Source organism: Oceaniferula spumae, from assembly GCF_042849255.1.
Taxonomy (GTDB): Bacteria; Verrucomicrobiota; Verrucomicrobiia; order Verrucomicrobiales; family Akkermansiaceae; genus Oceaniferula; species Oceaniferula spumae.
This window is the reverse complement of sequence record NZ_AP026866.1, coordinates 1,609,415-1,635,593: the sequence shown is the minus strand read 5'-3', so window position 1 is coordinate 1,635,593 and position 26,179 is coordinate 1,609,415. Positions and strand designations below refer to the sequence as shown.

The following is a 26,179-nucleotide window of genomic DNA, read 5'->3' as shown; positions in this document are numbered from 1 at the left end:
GATATTTCATCGAGAGCGATGTTGTCAGAATAAACATACGATTATTCTCCCCCGTATATTGATTTTTTGCATAGGATGCACAGTCGAACGTCTGTTTGTCTCCGGCACAGACGCCGACCAACAACTAAAACTAAACAACAATAGATATGAAAACCACACTATGTAAACTGTCCGTTTTGAGTTCCATCGTACTGGCGATGTTCTTTACCTCATGCGGTAAAAAAGACACGCCAGACTCAGTGACAGATGAACTTCTAACGAAGTTCGACGAGTTGATCACCACTCTGGAGTCGGTCAAAGACAAGGATTCCGCTGAGGCCGCTGCCAAGAAGATCGATACCATCGGAAACGATTTCCAAGATATCGCCAAACGTCTCGACGCCCTCCCTGAGCCTAGCGAAGAAGAGAAAAAGGCCCTCGATGAAAAAATGGACAAGGCCATGGACGCAAAGCAGGAAAAAATGGGCTCTGCCATGAAAGGCGTGATGTCAGATCCTGAAGCAGCCAAGATCATCATGGAAGCCATGAAAGGCTTCGGTGAGAAAATGCAGGAAGCTGAGAAAACCTTCAAGAAATTCGGTAAGAAGGACTAACTCCATCCGCATTTTTGCAATCTCCAAGAACCATACGGCGCCTCTGGCCGTGTGGTTTTTTTGTGTTTTCGGTTAGGGAGTAAAAAAATACCGACTCTCCATGAGGAAAGTCGGTAGATGGAAAATATTGGTTGCTCTCTAGCGGCGGCGACGAAGCAAGAGTGTGCCTGCGCCAATCATGACCAACAGACTGCTGCTAGGCTCGGGGACTGTCGTCCAGCTGATAGCTGCAATACCTGCACCATCACCAGATGTGCCGGAGCCGTTGCTGTTAGGATCGTATTGATACTCATTGAATGCCGTTCTCACGGGATTGGGGTTTTCACCGCTGCCGACACCGATAATGTCAAAGTCGACGCTCAATGCTTCGAGTCCAAGAAATGTTACGATCACGACTTCGGAAGAATCGTCTACAAATTCGGGAGGACCGAGTTCCAAAGATTGCTGGATTGTATCAGAATCATTTCTGTAGGTGCTTCCCACTACGAGAACGTCATCGCTAGCCGGTCCTACTTGAAAAGTCACATCACCATACCCTGGCACGGTCACCGTCTGCGGAGAGCCCGCCTCAACGTTAGAGATCGTGAAAGCGGTGGTGGTAGTCCCGTCCGACACTGTCAGATTATTGAAATCGATCGTGAAAGCACTGGCCATGGCACTTGCTGCCACCGATGCGATAAGGGTGAGAATTTTTGATTTCATGGAGAGGCTGAATTGGTTCAGGTGGGGACTTTATCAATAAAACCTAAGTAATTGCAAGGCTCTTTTTTTGAAAAACCGGGCTGTAAATCTTATTTGATTTCAAAGACCACCCTGTCAGAATCATCCGATGACAAGAGTTCACCGGTTGTTTTACATGCTTTTGATCCTACTTGTGGGGGCTCAAATCACTAAGGCTGATGAATTGGAGCCCCTCGTTGCTGAGTTGGTGAAACTTTCCACCCCTGACTCAGGTGTCGGGTCCGAGATGCAAGCTCTGACCGCTAAATTTTCAAAATTGGATCATAAAGAGGTGGTAGCCGCCATGTTACCACTTTTGAAACACAAGAATAAGAGGGTGGTCTACCACGCAGGGTATGTGATCCTGGTATGTCGTGACGGTGTGGTGCCAGCTCAACTGGATGCGTTGATTGCGGGTCACCAAAATGGATCGGGGTGGTTGCCCTACGCGATCCGCAGCATCGACAATCAAAAAGCCATCGCTTACCTGGCAGACAATTTCAGGCACAATCCCCAGACTATGGCACCCGTATATCACTCACTGATAGGTTTGGGTGAAAAAGCGGTCCCCGACCTACTGCGAAATTTCGAACTGGCAGATCCTTTGGAGGAGGCGGACTACTTCCATGGTCTGAGAGCTGTTTTTGGTGAAATGGAGGAAAAGGCCGGCGTGGCCATTCCTGATCTGATGAATCTGGTGAGGGATGACAAAATAGCCCTGGCACTCAGAAAAGAGGCAATATTGACGATTGGCCACATCGGAGAAAGTGCGGAAAGAGTGATTCCTGAATTACTGAAAATGGCCGATCGTGACCATGCCACTTGGGGAGAATCGGTGGAGAGCGCAGTGATTGCCAGCAACACCAGCTTTGCTGCGGTGATATTATTCCGTCAGGCTGATGGAGGGAAAAACCCACAGGCGATCTACCAGCTGGCAGAGCAGGGTGGCAGAGCTGTGAAGTTTGGTCCAAAAATGATGCCGTGGTTAAAGTCGGATTCCAAAGTGACCAGAGCCGCCGTGATTCATGCCATCGGCGCGATCAATTACCGAGACGGTGCCAAGGAATTGATTCCGTTTCTCACAGAGAGCAAAGATTGGACCCAGGCTGAAGCGGCGGCCAAGTCTTTGGCTCAACTGCAATGCAAAGCCGCAGTGCCAGCCTTAAAGAGAGCGGCAAAAGATCACTGGTTTCCACTAGTTCATACAACGGCCATGGCTGCGGTGCGTGTTATCGAGACAGACGCTGACTATCTGAAAACTTTTGGTGAACATGGTTATAAACTGCATAACGAATTCCAAATGAAAATGAGAGCTGTGGATGAACGTGATGAAATCCCAGCCGAGTTGACCAAATTGATGCCCTACAACTCCATAGTTGAAGAGTTCGCCATCTTTGGCAAACGGGAACCCAAGATTGCGGAGGACTTTATCCGACTCAGAGATACCAACGGGGAACAGGTTCTGATGATGAGTAACATGGAGAGTTTATCACTCCCAGGTGGTATGTTGTTAGCTGCGGCTGCAGGTGAATGGACGGGTGGATTGCAATACGTCCCTAAGAAAGGCAAACAGGTGAAATTAATGGGCGGAAATTTCTACGGCCTGAGACAGTGGGGAGATCATATTCTAACATCCGAGGGCACATTGCACATGGGCATGAACGACGGGGCTTTGTACAAAATCACTGCGAATGAGCACACCGCGAGTATCGAGCTCTGGTTTGTACTGCCCTCATGCCCGAGTCGCATTGAGGTGAGTAGATCAGGTCAACTGGTCGTCACATGCTTCGGTTGTGTGATCGCTATTTCTCCAGATGGCAAAGTCAGCTATTACCGACAATACGTTAATCATAATGCCGGTGCTGAGGAAGACCCGTTTGATTCCTGACAGAAGCCTTATTTCAGCCCCTTGATCCACTGCACCAGCTTCTCAGTATCTTCCTTGCTGAATGATTCGGAAAGCGTCTGCGGCATGATCGGTTGGTAACCATCAGGGTATTCGGCTGCCGGGTTGAGGATGGAGCGGCGGATGTATTCCTCGTCCACGGTGACTTCGATGACTTTGCCATCTCGGTGAATCTTTTGTTTTTTACCGAGCAGGCCTTTGAATGATGGGCCGACGAGTTTTTTCCCGTCCGTGGTGTGGCAGGAAATGCAGAAGGTCTTGTGCAGCACTTCCACGCGACTGAGTTTCTCCTCGCTGACTTCACCTAACACCAGAGCATCAGATGGCAGCGGACGGATTTCACCCGGAAGCTCGGCAGGTTTTTCATTCAGGTTATACCAGCACTCGCCGGAGTAAATCGCCTGACCGTCGTCGCTCTGCAGTTCGCGGTTGAGCACGATGTGGGTGACGTAGCCGGTTTTCATCTGCGGCATCTTGAGGAAGACGCGTTTGCGGTCTTCGGAGACGGAAACGGTCTCGGGAGTGAGGGTGTGCTGGTCGACTTTTGGGCCACCGTATTTGGCATTGGGTTTGTAGGTCCAGCTGTCGATTTTATAATAGCCGGGGTCCCAACCTTGGCCGATGGCTAAGGGTTTGGTGAACTCGATCTCCAGGCCGTCGCTCTTGGCGCGCACGGCGGCCATTTCAAATACCAGGGGTTTGTTATATTCGATGCGGAGCAGACCATCGCGCTTGCTGTTGCCCCAGTTGCCCCGGTGACCGGCGACTCCGGCGTAGAGGTTTCCATCAGGGCCCCACTCCAGTCGATTAATTCCACCGCGCAGATTCTGGGCATGGCGGAATACGACTCCCTGAAGCTGGCCATTGATTTCTTCCATGAACACACGCTTGAGTCCGCCGTGGTGGATATCTCCGTGAAGGATCTGCCCCTTGAACGGGCCGCTGGGGATCTCGATCGGTTCGGTGGGGGAGTTTCCAATTTCATTCTGAGCCTGCCAGACGACGGGCGGACTAACAGGTCGGCTGGCCCACGGGTGTTCGGGTTTGTATTTATTGTTGAAAAATTTTCCGGGCCGGATGTGCATCATCTTGTTCGCTGGTAGGTAGTCGCCTTGGTTATCACTAACAAGAATTTGCCCTTTGGAGGTGATAGTGATTCCGTTAGGTGTGCGCAGCCCGGCCGCGATCACTTCGTAGGCTCCGGTATCAGGATCCACGGCGATGCAAGTTCCACGATCTTTCACCTGCGGCACGGTAGTCGCTCCACCTGGGTTGATGGCCACCGCGAGATTGAGGTAGAATTTTCCATCATGATAAACCGGGCCGAAGGTGAACTGGTGGAAGTTCGTGTCGACTTCCCAAGCATTGCTGACGCAGCGGTAGATGTCACAGACGCCATCCTTGTCACTGTCGATCAACTCAGTGAGTTCCTGTTTCTGGCAGACGAAAATCCGGTCCTCGACGATGCTGATACCCAGCGGCTCGGCGATGCCAGTGGCGAATTTTTTGATACGCATCTTTTTAGGGTCTCCATCATATCCCTTGATGAAATAAACGGAGCCGTCGGATGTCCATGAGCAGACCACCATCGTGCCGTCACTGAGAAAGCCGATGCCGCCTACTTTGATTTCGAGTCCAGGAATGGATAGGTCCGTGACCTTCATGGAAGGGTGCGGGCCCTTGAGTTTTTGTTGGAAACCCGCTGCGTCGCTGAATGGCTTGATGTTTTGTTTCACAGCCACTGGCACGTTCGCTCCTGTTAGGCGGATGCCTGTGGTGTCGAGAACCGCATGGTCGGCCGACTTGGTGGCGCGCAGCGTGAGTGTGTGTTTTCCTGGGGTAAGTTTGAGCGATCCGAACTTCAGTGGCACAAAGGTGTTCCAGTCTTTGGTTTTCTGGCTGGTGGCTTGGAGTTTCTGTCCGGCACACTCGATCACCATCTCGCTCCCGGCTGCGCGGCCGTGTGCGTAGTCGAGAAAGACGTCCACCGTGGTGGAGCCCTTCACATTGATCGTCCAGCTGGCTGATGATTTGGTGGAGTACCAGTAGCGCAGTAGCTTGCCGTCAATGGTAAGGTTCTTTTTTCCGCTTGGGCCGTTGATGACGGCCGCTGAAGGTGGCAGGTGGATGTCCGCAGCCTGCGTGGTCAGGCAGCACGCCAGTAGAGTGATAAGTGATAGAAATTTCATCGGATCAAGAAAGTAATGATTAGGGAAGTTTGGCGGTGAAGGTGGATTTGCTGTTGCTGGTGATGGTGACTCGATCATTTTCCACACCGCTCCAGCTGAGACCTTTGGGGAAATCGATTGTAACGTTCTGTCCGTCGGCTAGTCCGGATACGTTCAGCTGACGGTGCAGTGTGTTATTGTCTCCTGCTGCCGAGCTGTCTTCGATCAGTGCGATTTGTTTACCGTCCGCATCCCTGAACGCGAAGCTCAGAGTGACGATGCCGTTTTCTCCCACCTTGTGACCGAGGTAGTGCAGTGACGCATTTTTGTCGGAAAAATGATACCGCTGAGTGTCGGCCGGGTCTTTATCTGTGAAGATCGCTTTGCCGTTGGTGCTGGGTTGCGGCCCGTGTCTGCCGGTGTATACCGCGCCGTCCAATTTGACGAACTGCCCTGAAGCCGCAGGTTCCCAGATCGTGAAAATACCACCGTGCCAGGTGTCATACGCCACTGCCACCTGACCACTGAGTTCGATGGCCAACGCTCGCGGGCGGCCATTCAGTACGCAGCGGAGGACTTTGGGTGCTCCTGCTTCTTTGATCACTTTGACATCACCGGACAGATCGTCAGCAAGGGCGTCAGGTGAATTGATGAAGGACAAAATGGCGAGTGCGGCTAAGGCGATCGGGCGACTGGAGTTCAGCGGGTTCATGGATCTTGGGACGTGGTGTGATGCTAAATTGGGGGCGAATGATAGGCGAATACGTAGTGGAATTTGAGATCTGTCGATCATATGATCAGAAGTTTTCCGCGATCTCTTGTGGCAGATTTTAGGGTCGGTCTCTGTGGCTGGTAGTTTGCTTACAGGTCGAGTCACCGCAAGGTTATTGATAATGAACGATAAAAACCTGCGCAGGGCTTGACCCCTAGGGATTGCTTGTTATGTTGCGCCTCCGTTTTCTGACAGGATTCGTCCTTTACACATTCTAAGTGTATCGGCCGCCGGATCCTAACAGATGCATGGACCATCTTCTCACAATACAAAACCATACTCATGGCAACCAAAAAGAAGGCCGTCAAAAAGGCCACCAAGAAAACTGCCCGTAAGGCAGCCGCTAGCAAGACCACCAAGTCTGCATCATCTAACAAAAACGTTTACTTCTTCGGAGGTGGCGAAGCCGACGGTAACGGCTCCCAGAAAAACCTCCTCGGAGGTAAGGGCGCTAACCTCGCAGAAATGGGGCTGATCGGAATTCCAGTTCCAGCTGGCTTCACTATCACCACTGAAGTTTGTACTTACTACTACGACAACGGTAAGAAATACCCTAAGACTCTCAACCAGGAGATCGAAGACAACATCGCCAAGGTTGAAAAAGCCATGGGCAAAAAATTCGGTGACCTTGAGAACCCACTTCTCCTCTCCGTTCGCTCCGGCGCACGTGAGTCCATGCCCGGCATGATGGACACCATTCTTAACCTCGGTATCAACGACCAAGTTGTTGAAGCCCTCGCTAAGAAAACCGGCAACGCCAAGTTCGCCTGGGACTCCTACCGTCGTTTCCTCCAGATGTACGGCAGCGTCGTCATGGAAGTCGAAGCCGAAGCCGGTGAACACCACGATCCTTACGAGGTGATCCTCGACAAAGCCAAGGCCAAAGCCAAAGTCAAAGACGACTCCGGCCTCTCCGCTGAAGAGCTTCAGTGGGTTGTTGCCGAGTTCAAAAAACTCATCAAGAAACGCTCCGGCAAAGATTTCCCTGAAGACCCACGCGATCAGCTCACCGGAGCTGTGAACGCTGTGTTCAACTCATGGAACAATGACCGTGCCATCGTTTACCGCCAGAAATACGGCATCCCAGCCGCATGGGGAACTGCCGTTAACGTGCAGGCCATGGTCTTCGGTAACACCGGAAAAACATCCGGCACCGGCGTTGCGTTCACCCGTGACCCCGCCACCGGCGAAAACGTTTTCTACGGTGAATACCTCATCGATGCCCAGGGCGAGGACGTTGTTGCAGGTGTCCGCACACCTAAGCCAATCGCCAAGATGGCCAAGGACCTTCCGAAGTCTCACAAAGAGCTTCTGAAAATCCGCACCAAACTCGAGAAGCACTTCCGCGATGTGCAGGACGTTGAGTTCACCATCGAAGAAGGCAAGCTCTGGATGCTCCAGACTCGTAACGGCAAGCGCACCGGTTTCGCCGCTGTGAACATCGCCCTCGACATGGTCAAAGAGCGTCTCATCAAAAAAGAAGAGGCCATCCTCCGCATTCCTGCCGATGACCTCAGTCACCTGCTCGCACCTATCTTCGACTCCGCTGCTGAGAAAGCTGCCAAGAAAGTAGGCAACGGTCTCCCTGCCGGCCCTGGTGCCGCATCCGGAAAGATCTACTTCTCCGCTGAAGAGTCCGTCAAAGCCGCCGCCAAAGGTGAGTCCGTCATTCTTGTCCGCCAGGCCACTTCTCCGGAAGACCTTCGTGGCATGATCGCTGCCGAAGGTATCCTCACCACCGAAGGTGGAGCATCCTCACACGCCGCTCTCGTTGCCCGTCAGATGGGTAAAGTTTGCGTCTGCGGTGCTCACAACATGACCATCGACTACGCCAAAGGAACCCTCACCGGAAACGGCGTCACCCTCAAGCAAGGCGACGAACTTTCCCTCAACGGATTCGTTGGCAACGTTTACGAAGGCAACATCAAGGCATCTCCTTCACAGGTCATCCAAGGCCTCATCGAGAACAAAGCCGCTGCTAAGAAGTCCGCTACTTACAAGAAGTTCATGGAACTGATGAAGTGGACCGACAGCCACCGCAAACTCGGTGTCCGCACCAACTCAGACACCCCTGAGCAGGTCGAGCAAGCCATCAAATTCGGTGCAGAGGGCATCGGTCTTACCCGTGCCGAGCACATGTTCTTCGAAGGCAACCGCATCGACTCCGTCCGTGAGATGATTCTCGCTGACGATGACGAAGGCCGCGCCAAGGCACTCAAGAAGATCAAGGTCTTCATGAAAAAAGACTTCAAAGGCATCTTCAAAGCCCTCGACGGTCGCCCTGCCACCATCCGTCTTCTGGATCCACCACTTCACGAGTTCATCGGCACCATGGATGCCGCTCAGAAGAAAGATCTCTCCAAGAAGATCGGCATGAGCGCCGCCGCCATCACCAAGCGCATCCACGCTCTTCACGAAGAGAACCCCATGCTTGGTCACCGTGGTTGCCGTCTCGGCATCAGCTACCCGGCCGTTACCGCCACTCAGGTGGAAGCCATCCTCGAAGCAGCCGCTGACGTGCAGAAAAAAGGCACCAAGGTTCTCCCTGAGATCATGGTCCCACTCGTATCCTACGCCCGTGAGCTTGAGCTCCAGAAGCAGGTCATCGATGAAACTGCCGCTGAAGTCCGCAAGAAACTCGGTCTCAAGAAGAGCGAGCTGAAGTACACCGTCGGAACCATGATGGAGATCCCACGCGCATGTCTCACCGCTGAAGAAGTGGCGAAACACGCCGAGTTCTTCTCCTTCGGAACCAACGACCTCACCCAGACCGGCCTCGGTCTGTCACGTGATGACTCCTCCAGCTTCCTGCAAACCTACCAGGACGCCGAAGTTCTCAACAACAACCCATTCGCCGCACTCGACCAAGAAGGCGTTGGCAAGCTTGTCGAAATGGGAGTTAAAGGCGGTCGTTCCACCAAGAAGAAACTCAAGATCGGTATCTGCGGCGAACACGGCGGAGATCCATCCTCTGTGAAGTTCTTCCACCGCACCGGACTCAACTACGTTTCCTGCTCACCATTCCGCATCCCAGTCGCCCGCCTCGCCGCTGCCCAAGCAGCCCTCGAGGAAAAAGGTATGGCCCGCGGTGAGGTCAGCTAATTGGTCTAACCGATTATAAATCACAAGCCCCCGTCGGAGTCATCCGGCGGGGGCTTTTTTGTGGAGTGTGTCTGAGATCTTTGGGGCGGTTAAGGATCTTGTTTATCCTTCTTCTTTTTGTCCGCTTTTGCCTTTTTCTTAGGTTTCTTCTCGCCATCAGCATCAGCCTTCGGTGCGTTAGCTCCCTTGGGTTGACCTATTTCAGGGTTGTTTTCCTGGATGCGTTCCAGGTCTTTTTCAAAGTTGCTGGGCTCATACTCCTTGAAGAGTTCCTTCCCTCCAACGTAGACAGTGGTCACGACACCGACGATGTCTTCCTTGGATGTGCTGCTCGCGGTTTTTGATTTGGTGGTGATGTCCTCACAACTTTCGGGTGTTGACTCCCACTCTTCAGGTTTTTTCGAAGAGAGGGAATCGATGGTTTTTTCATCAATGACCTCTTCGTATTTCGGATCTTCCGATTCGTCTCCACGGGTCGTGGTGCGTTTGATGATCTGGCTGTAAACGACGATGTTTTCTGTAGGCGCTGATATTCTCTGAGATAGCTTGAATTGATAACTCACCTCCTCAATCGACATTTTCGTGCTGGCACCCTTGGCCGACTTTTCTTTGTCCTTATCACGTGGCACACGGATACGAGTGGATTTTTTGGTGATGCCGAGGCTGAAGTCGCTCGGCTTCACGTTGTTTTTGTTTTTTTCATACCACTCTTTGATGTAAGTCTGATCGGCTTCGGATAGCGTGTTGAATGGGAGGGTGTAAATTTTTCCGCCTTTCAACTTCAGGCTCACTTTGCCCGATGAGACGCCGACAACTTCGGCCTCAATAGTTTTCCCTTCAGTATTGGTGAACGACCGGGTCTCGGCATGCGCGCAGCTAAGCGTGATGATGCCGGTGGCTAATGCAAGGAGGCGGGTATGATAAATATTTTTCACTGGGTGAAGCATAGGCGCGACACTGATATCTTGCAACTTCTGAAACGCATGGCCCGGAGAGGTGTTTTTATGCCTCCTCCCACCACGAGCGGAGTGAAGTTGTGCGGTTTTGTCGTCGGATCGATTACTTGATGACCACCATAGCGGGGAAAACCAGCTTTGGATCGCCGCGCTCGGCGGTGCTGCGGATGAGAGCTTCCATGCTGGGTTTGGCGATGCCTTGGAAGGCTTTTTTACCGTTGACCTTGATCGTGACCTCTTTGGAGAGGTCGACGAGTGTGTCGTTGAGATAGACGCGAAGTCCGATGTTTTCAGATGCGGTGTCTTTTCCATCTTTGCTGAATTGAGAGCTGATTTCCACGGTGTTGGATTCTCTGTTAGCCTTAGCTGTTAGTTTAAGCGGCAGTTTGCTGTGCGATTGCTCGAGGGCGAGCCAGTAGAGTCGGCCGCGGTGGCGGTCGTGTTGTTTGATCACGGTCCAGTGGAATGCTTTGGGGACAGCGGTCCGACTGTGCTTCGTGATCCATGCCGGACCTTCTTTGTAGTCAATGCCGTGGCCTCTGTTTACTTGTTCATCGAAGAAATGTTTGAAATCACCTGGGTTTTCTTTTTCCAACTCATCGAGTCGTTCAAAGTAAGTGCGGGCGAGTCCTATGCGATTAAACATCCTATCGTTTTCACCGATTCCGCAGCGGAAGGCGACGTGTTGCAGGTTTTCCACGGGAGCGTTGCCGATGGGTTCTGCGGCAGCCATGGCGCAGGAACCAGCCCAACGATCGGCCATCATCGAGCCGAGTCTGAACGCCGCGTAGCCACCTTCGGAAATGCCTTGCAGGTAGACTCGGTCAGGATTGGCGTCTTTGAAAAGGATCGCCTGCTGGATGAGGCGATCGATGAAAATCTGATTGTAGCCGTAATACCAGCGGCCATCGCGATCGTCCGCCATCCGCGGAATGATGTAAATGCCGGGTGATTCCCAGAGTTTGGTCGTAAGCTGCATCTGGGTGAGCCACTCTCGGGTGTTCACCGTCCAAGTGTGCGGTCCGTCGGCATGGGGATTGCCGCCTCCGCCGTGCAGCGTGATGAAGACCGGCCAGCCACCTTCGGGCTTTTCACCCTTCACGAGAACGACGTAGGGCATTTTTTTATCGCCGACATCTGCGATGAGACCATCGATTTTACCCCCTTTGAACCATTCTTTCCAGCTGCGGTCTTGGGCTGGGATGCCACTGTCCCAACCGTTCTTAATGGCACCTTCACGGTAGGCTTTCCAAACATGATTGCGAGCCTCAGCAATCGCCTCTGCTGAGTTCAAGTCACCCTTGAGCGCCTCAGCCGGAATAGCGCCACGATCTCCTTCCGACTTTGCAAACCAATCAGAAAGCGGAGACGAGGAAAGGTGGCTGGTCGTCAACACGGTGACAAGAGCCAGTGGGAATAATGACTTTTTCATAGGATTAGAATTAAGACAGAAACTGAGGCAGGTAAAGAAGCAGTATGTTATGTTAGATTGTTTGAAATGCCTTGTTTTCCATGACCTTGGGAGGTTTGCCCGACGCAGTTTTTAATTCTGCAAAATAGCTGATCAGAAAAGGAAGTGTTCTGCCGAAAGGGCACGCTTTTTCCAAGGGTTGAAAATAGGTTCTCTTTCCTTGCATAGGTTGAATTCCCTCTCGTCTATAATGTGGAAGTTATGATAAACTTCCTCTGATTGTCTAACCCCCAACCTACCCCTTAGTTATGTCTATCCAACGCAAAATCGCCAGTCTTGCTGCCACAGGTCTATGCTTGACCTGTGCAGCACTAGCCCAAAGCCCGCTCTATCCGTCTCTTGATGCCTCCGCCAATAGCATCGGAGGTAACTGGAAAGTCGTCTTAGACGGAGGCGCCGAAAACGAGCGCTACGAAGCTTACGTCGTCATGTATCCTCCGCTTAAAAAGGTGAAGACGGAGTTACTCAGTTTCAGCCACGACATTTATAAAAGTGACCCCCAAGGAGAATGGGAGTCTGAGTATCTTCACGATAATATTTATGACCGAGGAGTCAAAGTCACGGGGAATTCGATGATTTTCAAGCACTCATCAGGCATCAAAGGCCATTGGGGTGCGGTGTCAAAGCTCACCTTCTCTGGTGATAGTGGAAAAGGAACATGGGACTACCAAGGCAGAGACTCAGGACGCGAAACTTGGGTACGCCTTCGGCCGAAAATCTCTAAAATAGAATTTGGTCCTCTGATCAGTGCTTCCGGAGATTCCATCGTTAAGAAACCTGTGGTATCTACCATATCGCCTGGCGACAAGGTCACGGTTTCTGGTGAATACGATGAGAAAAGCTGGGGTGTAGGGAATCGCTTTCCACATGCCCGTCCGAAGTTTTACATCAGAGTGTATGGTGAAAACCTATGGGGATTTCACCGAGCTTCTGTTCTAGGTTCGGCAGCCCTCCGAGTCGGAACTGGTTACCCCATCTACCGTGAAGGAAAAAGTGGCTTCCGTAACCAGATCGGCGCGACATACATCGTCTCACTCTGGCCTGGGGTGAGTAGTGGTATGCAAACCTTCCAACTGGATCACCTCAAGATCCCGTTCACTTTGGATGTGAAGGGCCTAGCGAAGAAGAAGCCTGAAAGCAAAACCATGGCGCGGATCGGTAGTGTCACCCTTGAGACGAAGAATCAACGGGAACGTCGCTATGATGCCTCGGGTGCGATCGCCAAGCAGCGCAGCTTGGTTGAGGAAATCGAGCGTAGTATCGCCCGACAACGAGCAGATCTGGCTACTGCTGAGACAAAATACGCAGCTGCCGCGCAGAGAGAGTTCGAGCGCCTGAAGCAGGTGTTGAAAAAAGAAGCAGGCAATCCGGAGCAACAAGCGAACGAGCGGCGGTATTCCAAGATCATGCTGAGGAACCTCTCCATCCAGAGAGACGTCATACGCGCCGGGCTCGCCCGTGAGTTGGCTCGTTTAGTTCCTGAGCAGAACCGCTTGGCCAAACTCAGGGAGGTTGAAGCGGGAGTTGCTGCCGCCATTTTCCCTCACTTCAACGGTCTGCATACCAAGGACGCCCGTATCACCTCTAACAAAGATATCCACGATGTCATCGCTGAGATCGATCAGCAAATTTCAGAATACGCCACATTCATGTCAGAGGTGGCCAAAGCACGGGCCGCTCAGCGTGCAGTCATCATCGATGCAGCGACGGCAGCTGATAAAGCTAACAACGAGTTACGCAATGCGGCAATAGGCTCCTACATCGTTCAAGCTACGGCACAGGCAGTCGTGCAGATTGTCGATAGTGCGATCGCGTCCAAAGGTAATCCAGCGGCATTCATCGCGATTGCCGGCACTCAATCAATCGTGAATGTGACTCTCAGTTGGCCGGATTTCTACGATGCTAAAGTGGATGAATCCGGTAAGGTGGCAGTGCCAGCCAAAGACACGAATGCTCAATCCGTGAAGCCATTTGTGAAAAGCGCGGCCACTACGATCGCCAAAAAAGGAGTCAGTGATCTGGTGGAGGATTATGGCAAAACAGCGATCCGAAAGAGCGTGAAAATTGCAGAGGAACGCGCCGCACTTATCGCAGCACGAAAGATCCTGGGGAATACTTTTGCCAAGATCGGAAAGGGCATGCCTGTCAGCGAGGCTCCGCTTGTGACCGATGTGATTCAAGGATTGGCTGTCGATGCGTTGACCGAAAAAGGCAAGGCTGCGATCGCGGAAGAAATGCAGCAAGAAGAGCTGCTTGCATACGCCCAAGCTCAGCTGAACCTGGCCCATGCCATCCGTGTTTTGCAGGATCTGGGTCGTATCGAGGATGCCGATGCCAAGGTGATGGCTACACTGCGCGCTGAACGCAGCCGACTTCTGGCTGGCCGACCCAAAGAGCTGGGGACTTTGGCCAAGATTCGCCCGGCATTGGAATATGAAAAGAATAACAAATTCGCGCCAGTTGCTGGTTACGAGTTTGTGTTGGAATTCGCCGACGATGTGCCGCCATATGATGTTTACGTCAATGACGTCAAACTCTCGCCAGGCACTGGGGCTAATCGGTTCACCATGACTCAAGAACTCGTCGATTCAGTCGGCGAAGAAACCGATGTCAGCTTGGACGTGCGCATTTCCCTTCGCTGATCGTATAGGGAATGCGCTGAGTGAGTCGCTACTGCGAGAACTCGGCAATCGTTTCACACAGCACCTGCATGTTCTCCGGTTTGGCGGAGGGGAGGATGCCGTGGCCAAGAATGTGGCCATGGCGACCTCACATTTTACCTAACAAAATTCGGGCCACAATGCATCAACATGTGGACGGGTATAATACTACGTGAAAGCGTCTGTTTGCAGTCAGTCGCGTACGAAGTCGACTAAACTGCGGCAATGCAACTCATTTGGGCCCGTAGGATGAAAAAACATGACCATGCGCTTTTTCGGTCGGTTCAGGATCATAGACGAATACATCTTTTGGAGTTTGGATTCTCCGGTGATGATCGAGGCAGTGATCTGAACTGCTTTTTTTTCCCTGATCTGCGGTTTGACGAGCACTTCTGAAGCGGGTTTGAGTCCGTAATTTTTCTCCCCGAATGTGACTACAAGATTACGCGGGCTCAGATTGACGAAGCGGATGGAGCTGCCGGGGTACTTTTCCGGTGACATCTCTAAGACGCGGTATCGAACCGAACCTTCGACCATGTAGAGCATCACCAGCGGTTTGATAATGCTGGCGGGGACGGAGACTTTGACGGCTGGCACGAATACGGTTTTGTCCTCTTTGAGTTCCTTGCGGTAGAGCACCAGCCCATGGCCTTTGTCATACGTCATGGTTTTGGAAAGCGAGAGGTCCATCAGATCCATAGCAACGTAGTCACTCTTAACCTTGGCAAATAGCTCGTCTCCTTTCCAGTCGCCCCATGAAGTTAGGACAAATTCGGCGGCGGCGACTGACGACGACAGTATCAGGCTGAGAGTTAATGCTCTGAGGAAAATGGCTATAGGTCGCATGATATGAAATGACTGCATGGATGATGAATCGATTTAATCCTGGTATGTTTGAGGCTCCAGCCAGCGAAAGCTCACTACCTTGAAACGGCGGCCGAATTTCTTGTTGAGCTCTGGCATGGCATCGTTAGCCTGCCAGAAGGGAACGGTCGGCTGGCTGATGTTGGAGGATCCATAGTCGTCCGATTTTTCAGTGGCCTGCTCATCGGTGGGCTCGAGCCACTCGGAGGTGCGTTGCACCACGGCCTCACACCACGCCTTGGCCATGACTTGGCCGGTCTTGTCATAGCTTTCCCCATAGGTGCGGATGGTGAATGTGTCCGAACGAGCGGAAATCCTGCCACCGATGCCGGTGAGGATGTCCGCCTGCATCAGGTATTGCGGCGCGCCTCTCATGGTGGAGCGTTCGATGGATTTGCCGCCGAGGGCTATGCGTTTGTTTTCGATGCCAGGGTTGTTCGAGTAGATGGTGGGCTGGTAATCGACATTTTCCGAGTACCTGACATCGTCATTGAGACCTGCAGCCTCGATAGCCATCTGGAGAGCGCCGAGTTTACCAACGTCGTAACCATCGATTTCGTCGTTGGTGAGGCGCCGGTTGACGAAGTCCGCCAGCCCCATGAATGGGCCGCGCAGCTTGACTTGCTTGACTATGGCTTTGGCGAGAGCTTCGATCTCTTGATCGCTCAAGGCTCTGAAACCAGTCCATGGTGATTGGGCCTCGGCCCCAGGGAGGCCGTAACGGCCAACCACGTGATATTCACTGCCGTTGGCTGACTTGAGCTGATTTTTATCCATCCATGGGTATTCGAGGTTACGCATGCCTCCGAGCACGGCTCTCCATGCTGCCTCCGAGGTGGAATTGATGTTGAAGCCGTTCTCGATGACGAGCGACTCGGCAATGTGTTCGTAGCTGATCATTCTGTCGCGCTCATCGCTTCTTCCAGAAGGGGTGTAGCGCATGTATGGATTGAACAGGGGGTAATCGTCGCCAAGCATCGTGGACTCGATGGCTTCATCCAAACTCGCAGCCACACGAGCCTCCTGCCAAGGCATCTGCATGTCTCCGTAGAATAGGCCGCTGAAAAAATACCGGTCCCAGAGGCCCTCATTGCCTGCCCAGCTGTTGTCCACCTGCCATTGGTTATCGATGAAGAAATAGATCTGCAGTGGCCTTTTACGGACAACTTGATCCAAGGCATCGATACCTGGGTGGGTGAATGAGTTCCCTAGGTGCTTTGCGCCTCCAGAGTTCGGCAGGCCTGCGGTGAGGTGCTGGTACTGGGCCAAGGATGTCATTGGCAGGCGCGGCACTTCATTCAGGATGATATGGCTGGAGCCGGCGGGCAGGGTGGTGGCAGCTCCCCATAATCCATGGCCCGAGGTGTCCTGCACCAGTTGGAGCTCACTGATGTCGGTGATTTGTTTCAACTCAACTTTCCAAGACGGGGCCATACGGCTCCTTGCCTCGTAATCCCGGGGATCTACAGCTGTGTAGAGGTAGTTGAAGTCCGCGAAAGGTGAGACTTTCTCGCCATTTGCCTCATTGGCATGCTTCATGCGCAGATCTAATGCACCGACGAAAAGTCCGTCTTCGTTAAGGCTGGGAATCTGGCTTTCATTGACCGTGCGGGAGGCACGGAGATTGGGAAATGCCCAGAAGTCCTGTGCGTAAAACCCTGTGCGCCCGACGAACATGTCATCGAAAATATCCGTGTCAGCTTGAATTCCCCGGAGCGGTGGCAAGTGTTTCCGAATGTCCCTTTCACCACCTTGGTGATCATAACGGGAAAACAAGTTGAAAGTGAGATGCTCCAACTCGACTCTGTTAGGTCTCACTTTACCACGCAGTTCCATGGTGACTTGAGTTCCTTCCTTCGGTCGGACGGTCTTGCCCGGTGCCACCACGATGCCCGAAGCTTCATTGTATTCAAAGCGCCCGTCCAACGGGTTGATATCGTGAGAGCGGACGATCTCGGCTTCGTCCCCCGGGTTCAGGCGATAAGGGCTGATGACCTTGACTTCGCCCGGCTCCAGCACGTATGGCTTCGACTCTTGGCGCAAACGGTAAGAAACTGTGCCCTGCGTGAAGTAGTTGTTGGAAAAATCGACCACCGCGCGATCGGAATTTCCCTCTTGGTTGGTGTAGTCAATAGTGACTCTGCAAGGGTTCATCTTCGAGTGGAACATGCCAAAGCTGTCGAAGGCGATCGCGACGTTGTAGGGATTGAAGATGGTGATGTAGGGATCAAAGGAAATCGCCATGGTGTCTTCGCCGTTGACCTTTCGCATCACTGCTCCGAGCACCAGCGTGTAGCGCAGGACCGTGGGGGCGATCTTGGGAGAGGTAGGCTGGACCACCAGACCGATGGTCCTGGGCACGGTGCCGTGGGTCTTCGCTCCGTGTTCGCGCGCCAATGGTAATACGCAGTTGGCAGCGTAGGCCCGGTTCACGCCCTTGGAATAGAGGTCGCCGTGCGCGACGTGAAGGGCGAAGGTGCCCGGTGAAGATCCACGCCTGGTGGCGTAGCTCAGAGGCATTTCGCCACGGGCGGCGAAGACATCATTAGGCAGATTCCGCATCTGTCTGGCCCATGACATATTTTCGTACTCCCGTTTATACTGACGGTAGTGGTTTCGCATCATGTCCCATGTTGGTCCGCGCATACGCAGATTCGAATTGTTAGGTGCCGGTGCTTCAAAGATGTAGCCTAAGTCCGGGGACTTGTCGCCGTCGTAAAATTTCGCATCCGAGTAGGCATCGCTGAGCCAACTGTAGAAGTTCGTGACGTTGCGTTCACCGGACATATGGAACTCATCCAGTGCGTTGAATGCCTCCAGATCCAGTTCGAAAGCGGAGGACAGATCTTTTTTCAAACCTCCATTTCTGACATCGGTCAGCAGCATGCGGCTCAGGTGGGTGATATCATGAAAGGCCTTGTCGGAAACGATGTTGCCAGCGCTAGGAAATAGGAGGTCCAGCGATTCATCGCTCAAAGTGCGGTCCGCAGTCTCATTGTCTGAGGCATTCTGGAGCTCGTTGATGTCGGTCACTTCCAGAGCGGTGCGGGGGTAAGCGGCCAGTCGGCTGGCAAGGTCTCGCTCAGCTCCGGCAGCCTTGCCGCTGTTGGCGGCGGACGCCTTTACCCCGTTGTCAAAGACGGCATAGGCTAGGGCACCGGAATTATTGCCGTTCTCGCTCAGTGGTACTTTGGCTACGGAAACCTGGCCCGATTGGTCGTCCACACTTTGTTGGCCGACAAGGGGCACAACGAGCTCGCCAGATGGCGTGAATACGTAGTCCTTGTGGTGCCGACCCACGCCGTCCGAGCCGGAAACCAGCCAATCGACGAATTTTTTATCATTGGGGTTCAAAGGATCCCATTCAGCGGTGTTCCACACGCCAGTCAGCCAACGCTTGCTGGAGTCCAGCTCCAGATTGTCATCCACTCCTTCAAGGATATCCGCACGGGCTGTCACCCGTTGATCAGGGCCAGCGCTTTGCTGCAACCTGCCGATTGCCAGCATCAGGGCCATGCGGGCATTAGCTCTGGCCGTTTCCTTGTGGAGATCTTGTTGCGACTGCCTGATTTCCAGCGTAGACAAGCTGAGCATGGTCAAGGCAACCAAGACCAAGAGAGTCATGACGGACACTGTCGCAATCAGGGAGAAGCCGGGACTGTTGTGAGGTGTGCCGCGAAATGAGATGTGTGTGAGTTGTATCTTCATAACTTGACAAGTCTGTGTTGCAGGGGAGCAAGCCTTATGATGAAAATACAAGTATCAAGTGAGTTTACAATGTATTTCTTGTGTGGTCGGATGGACCGAACCATATGGGAATAAAGTAAGGCTCATGAGGGCGCGCAGGCAGCAACTGTTTCACACAGCACCTGCATGTTCTCCGGTTTGGCGGAGGGGAGGATGCCGTGGCCGAGGTTGAGGATGTGACCGTGGCGACCTTTCATTTTTTCTAACAAGAGTCGTGTCTCAGTGCGCACGACATCGGCACTGGATGTTAGGATGAGTGGGTCGAGGTTACCTTGCACGGCGACGTTGTCCGGGAGGCTGTCGTAGTAGCTGGGCAGGTCGATGGTCCAGTCGATACTCAACACGCTGGCACCGGTGGCACAGAGTGCGTCTTTCTGGTGGGCCATGCCTTTGGCAAAGATGATGACGGGGAAATCGGCTGGTAGGGAGTCGGTGATCTTTTTGATCCATTTCAGCGACATCGCCTCGTACTGGTGGCTCGGGCAGTAGGCGCCTGCGGAGTCGAAGATCTGCACCGCATCGATACCAGCCTCGATCTGCATCTTGAAAAGATCGATCACAGCATCGGTCACTTTGTGCATCAGTTTTTCAAACACAGCAGGCTCGGAGTAGAATAGAGATTTCAGTGCGGCGAGGTCTTTCAGCGAACCTCCCTCGGTCATGTAAGCCGCCAGCGTCCAGGGGGAACCACCGAAGCCGAGGAGGGTTTTGTCCTCACCGATTTCCTGTCGGGTCATGCGCAGGGCGGCGGGCAGGTAGGCGAGTTTTTCCTCGATTCCTGAGGCGTCGAGAGCGTCTATTTTCGCCTCGCTGTCGAGGAGGTAGTCCATGGCAATACCGCCACCCTTCGCCTTGTCGCGGAAGTGATACGGCTGGCCGAGGGCTTCGGGGATGATGAGGATGTCGGAAAAAATGATCGCGGCATCGAGAGGGAAGCGCTTCAGCGGCTGAAGGGTCACTTCGGTGGCCAGCTCGGGGGTCTGCGCCATCTCGATGAAGCTGTATTTTTCCTTCAGCTTACGGTATTCGGGCAGATATCGACCCGCTTGGCGCATGACCCAGACAGGTGTGCGGTCGGTGGGCTGGCGGCGGATGGAGGCGAGGAAGCGTTCTCTGGATGTCATGGTCTGGAAAATGTGTAGGCGGCGGCAATATGGGGGCATGATACGTCAGAGGAAAGGGCGAAGTTGCAGAAGCTGACCGCGAAATACGCCAAATACCTCAAAAGGTCGGTGGTGGGTCTTAATTTCGGAGTCAAGTTATGAGGTTTCTGTGTATTTCTCGGTGGGATGAAATGCTCACAGCGTCATCTTAGGTTTCACGTTGTCGATTGCACTTGCACGGGTTCAGGAGCGAGGTTATGCGGAGTCCATGATTCCAAGGGCGATGCTTTTTATGGTTCTCTCCGTGTTCATAGTCTCTTGCCGCAAGGCTCCAGAGACTGTGCAGGTGACCGAAACCCGCGAGTTAACAATGTGGGACAAGGGTAGCGACCCTTTGGTAGCCCCCATGCCCCCCGAGTGGCGACAGATCCCCGGCACTCAGCTGCGTATTTTCAACTACCGATTCGGCGATGATGGTGAGGTTTACGTAAGTCGTGCCCGAGGAGGTGTGCTGCCGAACGTCAATCGTTGGCTTGGCCAGTTCGGCAAACCGCCGCTCCAATCTCTCGATGAACTTCCCAAGATCAAAATGCTCGGAGTCGATGCGGTGGTGGTATCGGCCACAGGCAAATTCGCCGGAGGTATGGGTAAAGCCGCTAAGGAAAATGCAGCAGTGCTCGGAGTGATCGCCGACCACGGAGCAGGACTTTTGACGGTGAAAATGATCGGCTCAGCCGACGAAGTAGCGGCTGAACGCGAACGGGTGCTAAATTTCTGCGAGAACCTGCGTATCAACCAACCCGACGAACAAGCCCACCCGGGCGAGGCCTCCACCGGCGAGAGCACCACCGACGGCGAGTAGACCTATTTCCCAGTTAATATCGTGGCAACCAAATCATCCTTCCCCAATCGCGTTTTCCGTTTCCTATCCGGCTACGGACTAGCCGTCACCTGCCTGCTTCTGCTGCTCGTGCTCACCTGGTTGAGCACCTTGGAGCAGCCTTTCAAAGGGCTCTACGAAGTTCAGAAACGTTATTACGACGCCGAGGCCTGGTATGTGGTGCCTGATCTTCCGTGGATCCCGCAAATCAATGGTAAACCTCTCTTCATTCCACTGCCCGGAGCCTATCTGGTGAGTGCGGTGTTGTTTGTGAACCTCTTCCTCGGAGGCATCGTCCGCATCCGCAAGGGCTGGAAAAACATCGGGGTCATTATTTCCCACTTTAGTATGATCAGCCTGCTCTTTGCTGGATTTGTTTCCCACAAATATTCCAAGGAAGGCATCATGTTTGTGATGAAGGGGGATACCTCTGATTATGCACAGAGCTATTACGACTACACCATCGAGGTATGTGAAATAGTCGACGGAAAAAGGACCAAGCCGCATGTGGTGAAGGCCGAATACTTGAAAACTCTCGAGTCTGACCAGACCAGACGTGTCGAGTTCCCCAATCTTCCATTCGATATCGATGTGACCGACTGGATGCGAAACAGCGTCGTTGTTCAAGCTCCTCGCGATGATGCGAACCCTCTGGTTGTCGATGGCCTGGCGCTGCAAAATAAGGATGTCGAACCCACTGAGGAGGAAAATGCTGCAGGGTGTTATGTCAACGTGCTGCCAAAATCCGGAGAGTCACCCAAAAGCCGTTTGTTGCTCTACGGTCCGGTGGGGGATCCCGTGACGGCCACTATCGATGGCAAGATTTACGGCTTTACCCTCGTGCGTGAAATCTGGCCGATGCCTTTCCGGGTCAAACTCGATGAATCTGTGGGAGAATACTACCCAGGCACTCGCAAACCGAGCTCCTTCATGAGCGTCATCACGCGTTTGGCAGGGAACGATGAGAAGAAGTTCACCATCAAGATGAACGAGCCGATGCGTTACGGTGGATACACTCTCTACCAGGCCCGTTGGTCGGGTGAGACCGAACGCCCGCAGTCAGGGTTTGCCATCGTTAAGAACCCCTCGGACCAGTGGCCAAAGTACAGTCTCTATGTAGCCATGTTAGGTCTGTTCATCCACTTCGGTATGAAGTTGGGCGGGTTTATCATGCAGTCCGCCGGACGAAAAAAACAATCAACACCAACCGCTCCCTCCCCGAACGCGGAAGCCTAACCATCGCCGAGACCCATGCAAGAACACGAAGTAAATCACCGCAAAAGGCGCTCGAAGATCGGACGTTGGATCGCCTTTATTCTCGTCCTGCTGTTCCTCGGCGGGTACGGACTCTACACCATGCGCAAAAATGTGGTGTCGGCTAAGTCTGCTGAGATCGAAGGATACCAAGTCTGGAAAGACAAAGTCATCGATGCTTCCCGCGATATTGCCGTTCAGGACGGTGGCCGGATCAAACCATTTTCCACTTGGTCCGCCTTCACCATGCTGAAGCTCCATGGAGCGCGCAGCATGCCTATCCAAGTCAAGGATGACGAGGGGAATTGGAAAAAGAAAAAGCTGATGCCTGAGGAGGTATTGTTAGATTGCTTGTTCCGACCCGACCTCGCGAAGGAGCTGCCTATTTTCCGCATCGATAACTCAGACGTCATCACTACCCTCGCCACCCATGACCTACCTGAAGAGGTGCGTCATATGTCAGGTATCAGCGATCCTGAACTGGAGGCTGCCGTTAAGAAAATTAAGGACAGTAAGAACCGCCGCGACCGATATAGTTTCAACGAGCTCGAACCCATCGCTCCTGTTCTGCTAGCCAAGGCGCAGCAGATTCGTAAAAACCAGCCGGAAAAAGCCAAGATGAGCTCGGACGACCGCCGAACAGTCGATCTCGGTGAGAAAGTCTGGTTGTTCATGCAGCTGATCTACCACATGGACTTCGCCCGCGCGGACGTTCATATTCAGGAAGGCACGCCTGTCGTCGACAAGAAAAACATGCAGCGGATGAGCTACTGGATTCGCTCGTTTCCTATGCTTGCGGAAGCGGTTCGCCAAATGGATCCCACAGGCAGAAAGCTTCCGCCACATTTACGGGAGCTGTTTTCAGATCTTGAGTTGCGCATGCGCCGCTCATCCGAAGATATTAAAATTCTGCCACCCTACGAAGAAGGAGAAAAACTCTGGAGCCCGGTCGGGAAGCGGATCGAGAAAGTTGTCGGGGGAGATCGCGACCACGCCGATGATTTGATTTCTGACATGGAAATGTTAGAGGATGCTTGCATCGCACTCCGAGAGAATGGCCAGAGCGAATTTGCCGACAAACTTACCATTTGGAAAAACTCAGTTCATGAGCGGGTAGGAACGGATGTCAGTAACAAGCTCGCTACCGAAGTCACCTACGTGAAGGTGAATTACTTTTTCTGGGCGTTGTTCATTTTCATCGTGGCCTTCTTGCTTGTCATGTTCGGTTGGTTGGCTCCGGGCAGTTTGGCTGCGAAAATCATCAACATCTTGGCGGCGCTGTTTGCAGTGGTCGCTCTTGCTCTGATGATTGCCGGTATTATTCACCGTTGCATTATCATGGAACGCTCTCCAGTGGGGAACCTGTATGATACGATTATCTTCATTGCCGCAACCGGAGTTCTGGTGCTGCTGTTAGTGGAGCTTATGAGCCGCCGTGCGGTGGCACTTGGCCTCGCTATCTTCATGGGCATGGGTTGTATGTTCCTCGCCCGCCGCTACGAGATCGGTGATGCCAAGGACCACATGGATCCATTGGTAGCTGTTCTGAAGTCGAATTTCTGGCTTTCCACCCATGTGGTCACCGTGACGATCGGTTACATGGGAGGGCTCGCCGCTGCGGGACTCTCGGTGATATACCTGTTTGCCCGTGTGTTAGGAATTGATGAGGGGGATGCCAAGTTCCGTCGTGCCATGACTCGGATCGCATACGGAATGGTCTGCTTCACACTCTTCTTCAGTCTGATCGGCACCGTGTTAGGTGGTATCTGGGCGAATGATTCCTGGGGCCGCTTCTGGGGCTGGGACCCTAAGGAAAATGGAGCGCTGATGATTGTGCTCTGGTGTTTGATCGTGTTGCACGCCCGACTGGCTGGTTACCTGCGCGAGTGGGGCATCCACATCGCTGCTGTCTTCGGAGCAAACATCGTCGCCTTCTCATGGTGGCATGTGAACTCACTCAGCACCGGACTGCACTCCTACGGATTTATCGACGGCCTCGGTGTCATTTGGGGCTTCTACGGCCTGATGACCGGTGTTTGTCTGATGGGCATGATAGCCTCGATTGTGACTAAATCGATCAAACCAAGTAATCAGGCGTCCGTCTGAACAATGCGCACCAGCCTGCACGGGGGGGACGAACTCTGAGAGACACGAGAAATGGCTGCAGTTGGCGCGGCAAAGATCAATGAACAGCTTGTGGCTGCTGAGAACGAAAACGAAGACGCCGTTGGTCTCGGCACGAATGGAATGAGGTTTATTCATTCTAAAAGTAATAAATCTCGCTCCGCCGATTTGCTGCCAACGGTAGACTGCCTTGCTGGTCATGCCAGATGAAGGCTTAAATGAGTTCAGGAATCAGGAAATCCAGCCCATCACGCCACGCCTTCATCCGCACGTCCCTCGCCTCCGGCATCATCGCCGCCCAGCCAAGCATCCTCGCTGGCCTGATCAGGGCCGATGGCGGCGGGGGTGGTGGAACTTACCACCCCTTGGGGAACAACAGTACCCGTAACGACTCACACATGTCACTGGGGAATGTTATATACTTACTCGCAGCTGCTCACGGTGGATCTGGAAGGAAATTCGATAGTTTTCCCTGCTACGAATTGCCATCCTGACTTCCTTGGCACCTTGGTTCTAGAGATCTCAACGACTAAAATAAAGGATCCTGATTTAACTTTGCCCTATCACTATGTTGAGTTCGCTGATATAATCCCAGCTGTTTTAAAAGATCTGAAGGGAACTACTTTGGCGGCGACGTCTATGGATTATGATTATTCGGTATCTTGAGACGTATTTACGGGGCTACTATCTGCAGACTACGGCTAACTGGTGTTTCCTTCTCCATATCCTTATAGCTTTGAGCTTCCTGAATTCCAAACACCAGCTCCCTCAGGTGTCTTTCCTGGCACGGAAGGGGCATTCAGTAAACCCTTTGTAGTTAACGGGTAGAATATAATTAGCCTATCTCGTCTTTAGCTTTACAGGTATTCAAGCTCAACACATTATGCAGATAACAACTGCCGCAAGAGTTAAAGTAGGATTCGACCCCGCATTAGAGGAACTTCCGCAAGCGGGTTATCCTCATCGACAAGGAAGCACGTTTTTTCGGCAGCTACGCTCTAAAATCTAACAATTTTGATTGTATAATCCACTTGAACCTACAGAGAAAAATGAGTGCACATATATCTAATATATTGCTATTCTTGGCAACTATTTGTCTGGCATCCTGCAAATCCGATAATAACCAACCCAATAGATCCGACGCGCAACACAGAGGCTCAAAAAATCAGAATAATTCATATACGAATTCCGCAAGTCGCACATCCAAGGATCACAGTGATAAAGGCTTTGAGTACGTTTATCAATCGGAATCCGATATTAGAAACGTTTTAATGGCACAAAATTCTCATGGGTTCTGGCCAGAACAAAAAATAGCTATCAGAAAAAAACTCAAAGAAATATCTCTGAGAAATAATGAGAGTTTATTAGAGACGTGTTCTCGTATGATTCCTGATAACTCGAATAAGCAAGAGAAATTTAAGACCGTGGTTCATCTCATATCCTGCTTCGAGGACGGAAAGCTTAAGCTGGAACTAATATCGAAACACACTACTGGAAAAGATACCGAATCCTTACTCCAGGGGTTAAATAAGTCGCTATTAAAGAGAGGGAAGGTTGATGAGGCTAAAGATGTCTACGAACAATTGCCACCAGGAAAATCCCGAGTCAATTGGTCTAGTAGTGTTTATGTTCATATTCTGAAAGAAAATGGGGCTTCACAAGCCACTGAGTGGCTCACCGATTTGGATTTTCCCGAAGAAAAAACAGCTGCATTAGGACATTTAATTAGCGCGCTTTATCAGTTCGAAAATTTAAAAATTACTGAAACTGAAAAACAAGCAATTGAGTCCTTGGCATCTGAGCTTAGTTTACCAGGCTATGCCGAGAGGCTTGAGAAGGCGTTGGATAAGCGTTAAAAA

At 52.4% G+C, this 26,179-nt stretch carries 17 protein-coding genes; 9 read left to right on the top strand and 8 right to left on the bottom strand.

The annotated features are described in order from the left end of the window. The first annotated feature begins 146 nt into the window (after window positions 1–146). Window positions 147–593 (top strand): hypothetical protein, encoded by a 447-nt coding sequence (locus tag ACSPJT_RS06845; RefSeq protein WP_435895625.1) that lies wholly within the window; start codon window positions 147–149, stop codon window positions 591–593. Between the two features lie 138 nt (window positions 594–731). On the opposite strand, the gene ACSPJT_RS06840 is transcribed toward ACSPJT_RS06845, so the two are convergent. Next, the gene (locus ACSPJT_RS06840) at window positions 732–1,295 is read right to left on the bottom strand and encodes a PEP-CTERM sorting domain-containing protein (protein WP_435895624.1); all 564 of its coding nucleotides are present in this window, start codon (window positions 1,293–1,295) and stop codon (window positions 732–734) included. Window positions 1,296–1,449: 154 nt separating this feature from the next. Between ACSPJT_RS06840 and ACSPJT_RS06835 the strand changes: the two genes are divergently transcribed. Beyond that, window positions 1,450–3,201: a HEAT repeat domain-containing protein gene (locus ACSPJT_RS06835; RefSeq protein ID WP_435895623.1), complete on the top strand. Its 1,752-nt coding sequence runs from the start codon at window positions 1,450–1,452 to the stop codon at window positions 3,199–3,201. Window positions 3,202–3,209: 8 nt separating this feature from the next. Here the strand turns inward: ACSPJT_RS06835 and ACSPJT_RS06830 are convergent, their stop codons facing one another. Together ACSPJT_RS06830 and ACSPJT_RS06825 are read right to left on the bottom strand one after the other, a co-directional pair. After that, a complete protein-coding gene (locus tag ACSPJT_RS06830) occupies window positions 3,210–5,408 on the bottom strand; it encodes a DUF7133 domain-containing protein (protein ID WP_435895622.1) in 2,199 nt (732 codons plus the stop codon). Window positions 5,409–5,427: 19 nt separating this feature from the next. After that, a complete protein-coding gene (locus ACSPJT_RS06825) occupies window positions 5,428–6,099 on the bottom strand; it encodes a hypothetical protein (protein ID WP_435895621.1) in 672 nt (223 codons plus the stop codon). A gap of 342 nt (window positions 6,100–6,441) precedes the next feature. Between ACSPJT_RS06825 and ppdK the strand changes: the two genes are divergently transcribed. Further along, window positions 6,442–9,261: a pyruvate, phosphate dikinase gene (gene ppdK / locus ACSPJT_RS06820; protein WP_435895620.1), complete on the top strand. Its 2,820-nt coding sequence runs from the start codon at window positions 6,442–6,444 to the stop codon at window positions 9,259–9,261. 89 nt (window positions 9,262–9,350) lie between these two features. Here the strand turns inward: ppdK and ACSPJT_RS06815 are convergent, their stop codons facing one another. Then, the gene (locus tag ACSPJT_RS06815; protein ID WP_435895619.1) at window positions 9,351–10,196 is read right to left on the bottom strand and encodes a hypothetical protein; all 846 of its coding nucleotides are present in this window, start codon (window positions 10,194–10,196) and stop codon (window positions 9,351–9,353) included. Window positions 10,197–10,320: 124 nt separating this feature from the next. Continuing rightward, entirely contained in the window at window positions 10,321–11,649 is a 1,329-nt protein-coding gene (locus ACSPJT_RS06810; RefSeq protein ID WP_435895618.1) for a hypothetical protein, read from the bottom strand. Between the two features lie 287 nt (window positions 11,650–11,936). Between ACSPJT_RS06810 and ACSPJT_RS06805 the strand changes: the two genes are divergently transcribed. Next, entirely contained in the window at window positions 11,937–14,330 is a 2,394-nt protein-coding gene (locus ACSPJT_RS06805; RefSeq protein WP_435895617.1) for a hypothetical protein, read from the top strand. A gap of 210 nt (window positions 14,331–14,540) precedes the next feature. Here ACSPJT_RS06805 and ACSPJT_RS06800 read toward each other — a convergent pair whose 3' ends face one another. The 3 genes from ACSPJT_RS06800 to hemE form a co-directional block, all read right to left on the bottom strand. Then, window positions 14,541–15,194: a hypothetical protein gene (locus ACSPJT_RS06800; RefSeq protein WP_435895616.1), complete on the bottom strand. Its 654-nt coding sequence runs from the start codon at window positions 15,192–15,194 to the stop codon at window positions 14,541–14,543. A gap of 33 nt (window positions 15,195–15,227) precedes the next feature. After that, window positions 15,228–18,920, bottom strand: a complete 3,693-nt coding sequence (locus tag ACSPJT_RS06795; protein ID WP_435895615.1) for a hypothetical protein — start codon at window positions 18,918–18,920, stop codon at window positions 15,228–15,230. A gap of 122 nt (window positions 18,921–19,042) precedes the next feature. After that, window positions 19,043–20,083 (bottom strand): uroporphyrinogen decarboxylase, encoded by a 1,041-nt coding sequence (hemE, locus tag ACSPJT_RS06790; protein WP_435895614.1) that lies wholly within the window; start codon window positions 20,081–20,083, stop codon window positions 19,043–19,045. Window positions 20,084–20,366: 283 nt separating this feature from the next. On the opposite strand from hemE, the gene ACSPJT_RS06785 reads away from it, so the two are divergent. From ACSPJT_RS06785 to ACSPJT_RS06765, 5 genes are all read left to right on the top strand, one after another. Next, window positions 20,367–20,924 (top strand): hypothetical protein, encoded by a 558-nt coding sequence (locus ACSPJT_RS06785; RefSeq protein ID WP_435895613.1) that lies wholly within the window; start codon window positions 20,367–20,369, stop codon window positions 20,922–20,924. Window positions 20,925–20,945: 21 nt separating this feature from the next. Next, window positions 20,946–22,178, top strand: coding sequence for a cytochrome c biogenesis protein ResB (locus tag ACSPJT_RS06780; RefSeq protein WP_435895612.1), 1,233 nt, complete (start codon window positions 20,946–20,948; stop codon window positions 22,176–22,178). Between the two features lie 15 nt (window positions 22,179–22,193). Further along, window positions 22,194–24,302 carry a cytochrome c biogenesis protein gene (locus ACSPJT_RS06775; protein ID WP_435895611.1) on the top strand — a complete coding sequence of 703 codons (2,109 nt, stop codon included), beginning with the start codon at window positions 22,194–22,196 and terminating at the stop codon, window positions 24,300–24,302. Between the two features lie 236 nt (window positions 24,303–24,538). Next, complete coding sequence (locus tag ACSPJT_RS06770; RefSeq protein ID WP_435895610.1) at window positions 24,539–24,814, top strand: hypothetical protein; 276 nt, start codon at window positions 24,539–24,541, stop codon at window positions 24,812–24,814. A 777-nt stretch (window positions 24,815–25,591) separates the two neighbouring features. Then, entirely contained in the window at window positions 25,592–26,176 is a 585-nt protein-coding gene (locus ACSPJT_RS06765) for a hypothetical protein (protein ID WP_435895609.1), read from the top strand. Window positions 26,177–26,179 lie beyond the last annotated feature (3 nt).

Bases quoted from the DNA above. Each gene is read 5' to 3' on its own strand.
- hemE (WP_435895614.1), bottom strand. From the start codon at position 20,083: ATGACATCCAGAGAACGCTTCCTCGCCTCCATCCGCCGCCAGCCCACC.
- ACSPJT_RS06825 (WP_435895621.1), bottom strand. From the start codon at position 6,099: ATGAACCCGCTGAACTCCAGTCGCCCGATCGCCTTAGCCGCACTCGCC.
- ACSPJT_RS06765 (WP_435895609.1), top strand. From the start codon at position 25,592: ATGGCACAAAATTCTCATGGGTTCTGGCCAGAACAAAAAATAGCTATC.
- ACSPJT_RS06805 (WP_435895617.1), top strand. From the start codon at position 11,937: ATGTCTATCCAACGCAAAATCGCCAGTCTTGCTGCCACAGGTCTATGC.
- ACSPJT_RS06810 (WP_435895618.1), bottom strand. From the start codon at position 11,649: ATGAAAAAGTCATTATTCCCACTGGCTCTTGTCACCGTGTTGACGACC.
- ACSPJT_RS06775 (WP_435895611.1), top strand. From the start codon at position 22,194: ATGCAAGAACACGAAGTAAATCACCGCAAAAGGCGCTCGAAGATCGGA.
- ACSPJT_RS06800 (WP_435895616.1), bottom strand. From the start codon at position 15,194: ATGCGACCTATAGCCATTTTCCTCAGAGCATTAACTCTCAGCCTGATA.
- ACSPJT_RS06770 (WP_435895610.1), top strand. From the start codon at position 24,539: ATGAGTTCAGGAATCAGGAAATCCAGCCCATCACGCCACGCCTTCATC.
- ACSPJT_RS06840 (WP_435895624.1), bottom strand. From the start codon at position 1,295: ATGAAATCAAAAATTCTCACCCTTATCGCATCGGTGGCAGCAAGTGCC.
- ACSPJT_RS06845 (WP_435895625.1), top strand. From the start codon at position 147: ATGAAAACCACACTATGTAAACTGTCCGTTTTGAGTTCCATCGTACTG.
- ACSPJT_RS06795 (WP_435895615.1), bottom strand. From the start codon at position 18,920: ATGAAGATACAACTCACACACATCTCATTTCGCGGCACACCTCACAAC.
- ppdK (WP_435895620.1), top strand. From the start codon at position 6,442: ATGGCAACCAAAAAGAAGGCCGTCAAAAAGGCCACCAAGAAAACTGCC.
- ACSPJT_RS06830 (WP_435895622.1), bottom strand. From the start codon at position 5,408: ATGAAATTTCTATCACTTATCACTCTACTGGCGTGCTGCCTGACCACG.
- ACSPJT_RS06835 (WP_435895623.1), top strand. From the start codon at position 1,450: ATGCTTTTGATCCTACTTGTGGGGGCTCAAATCACTAAGGCTGATGAA.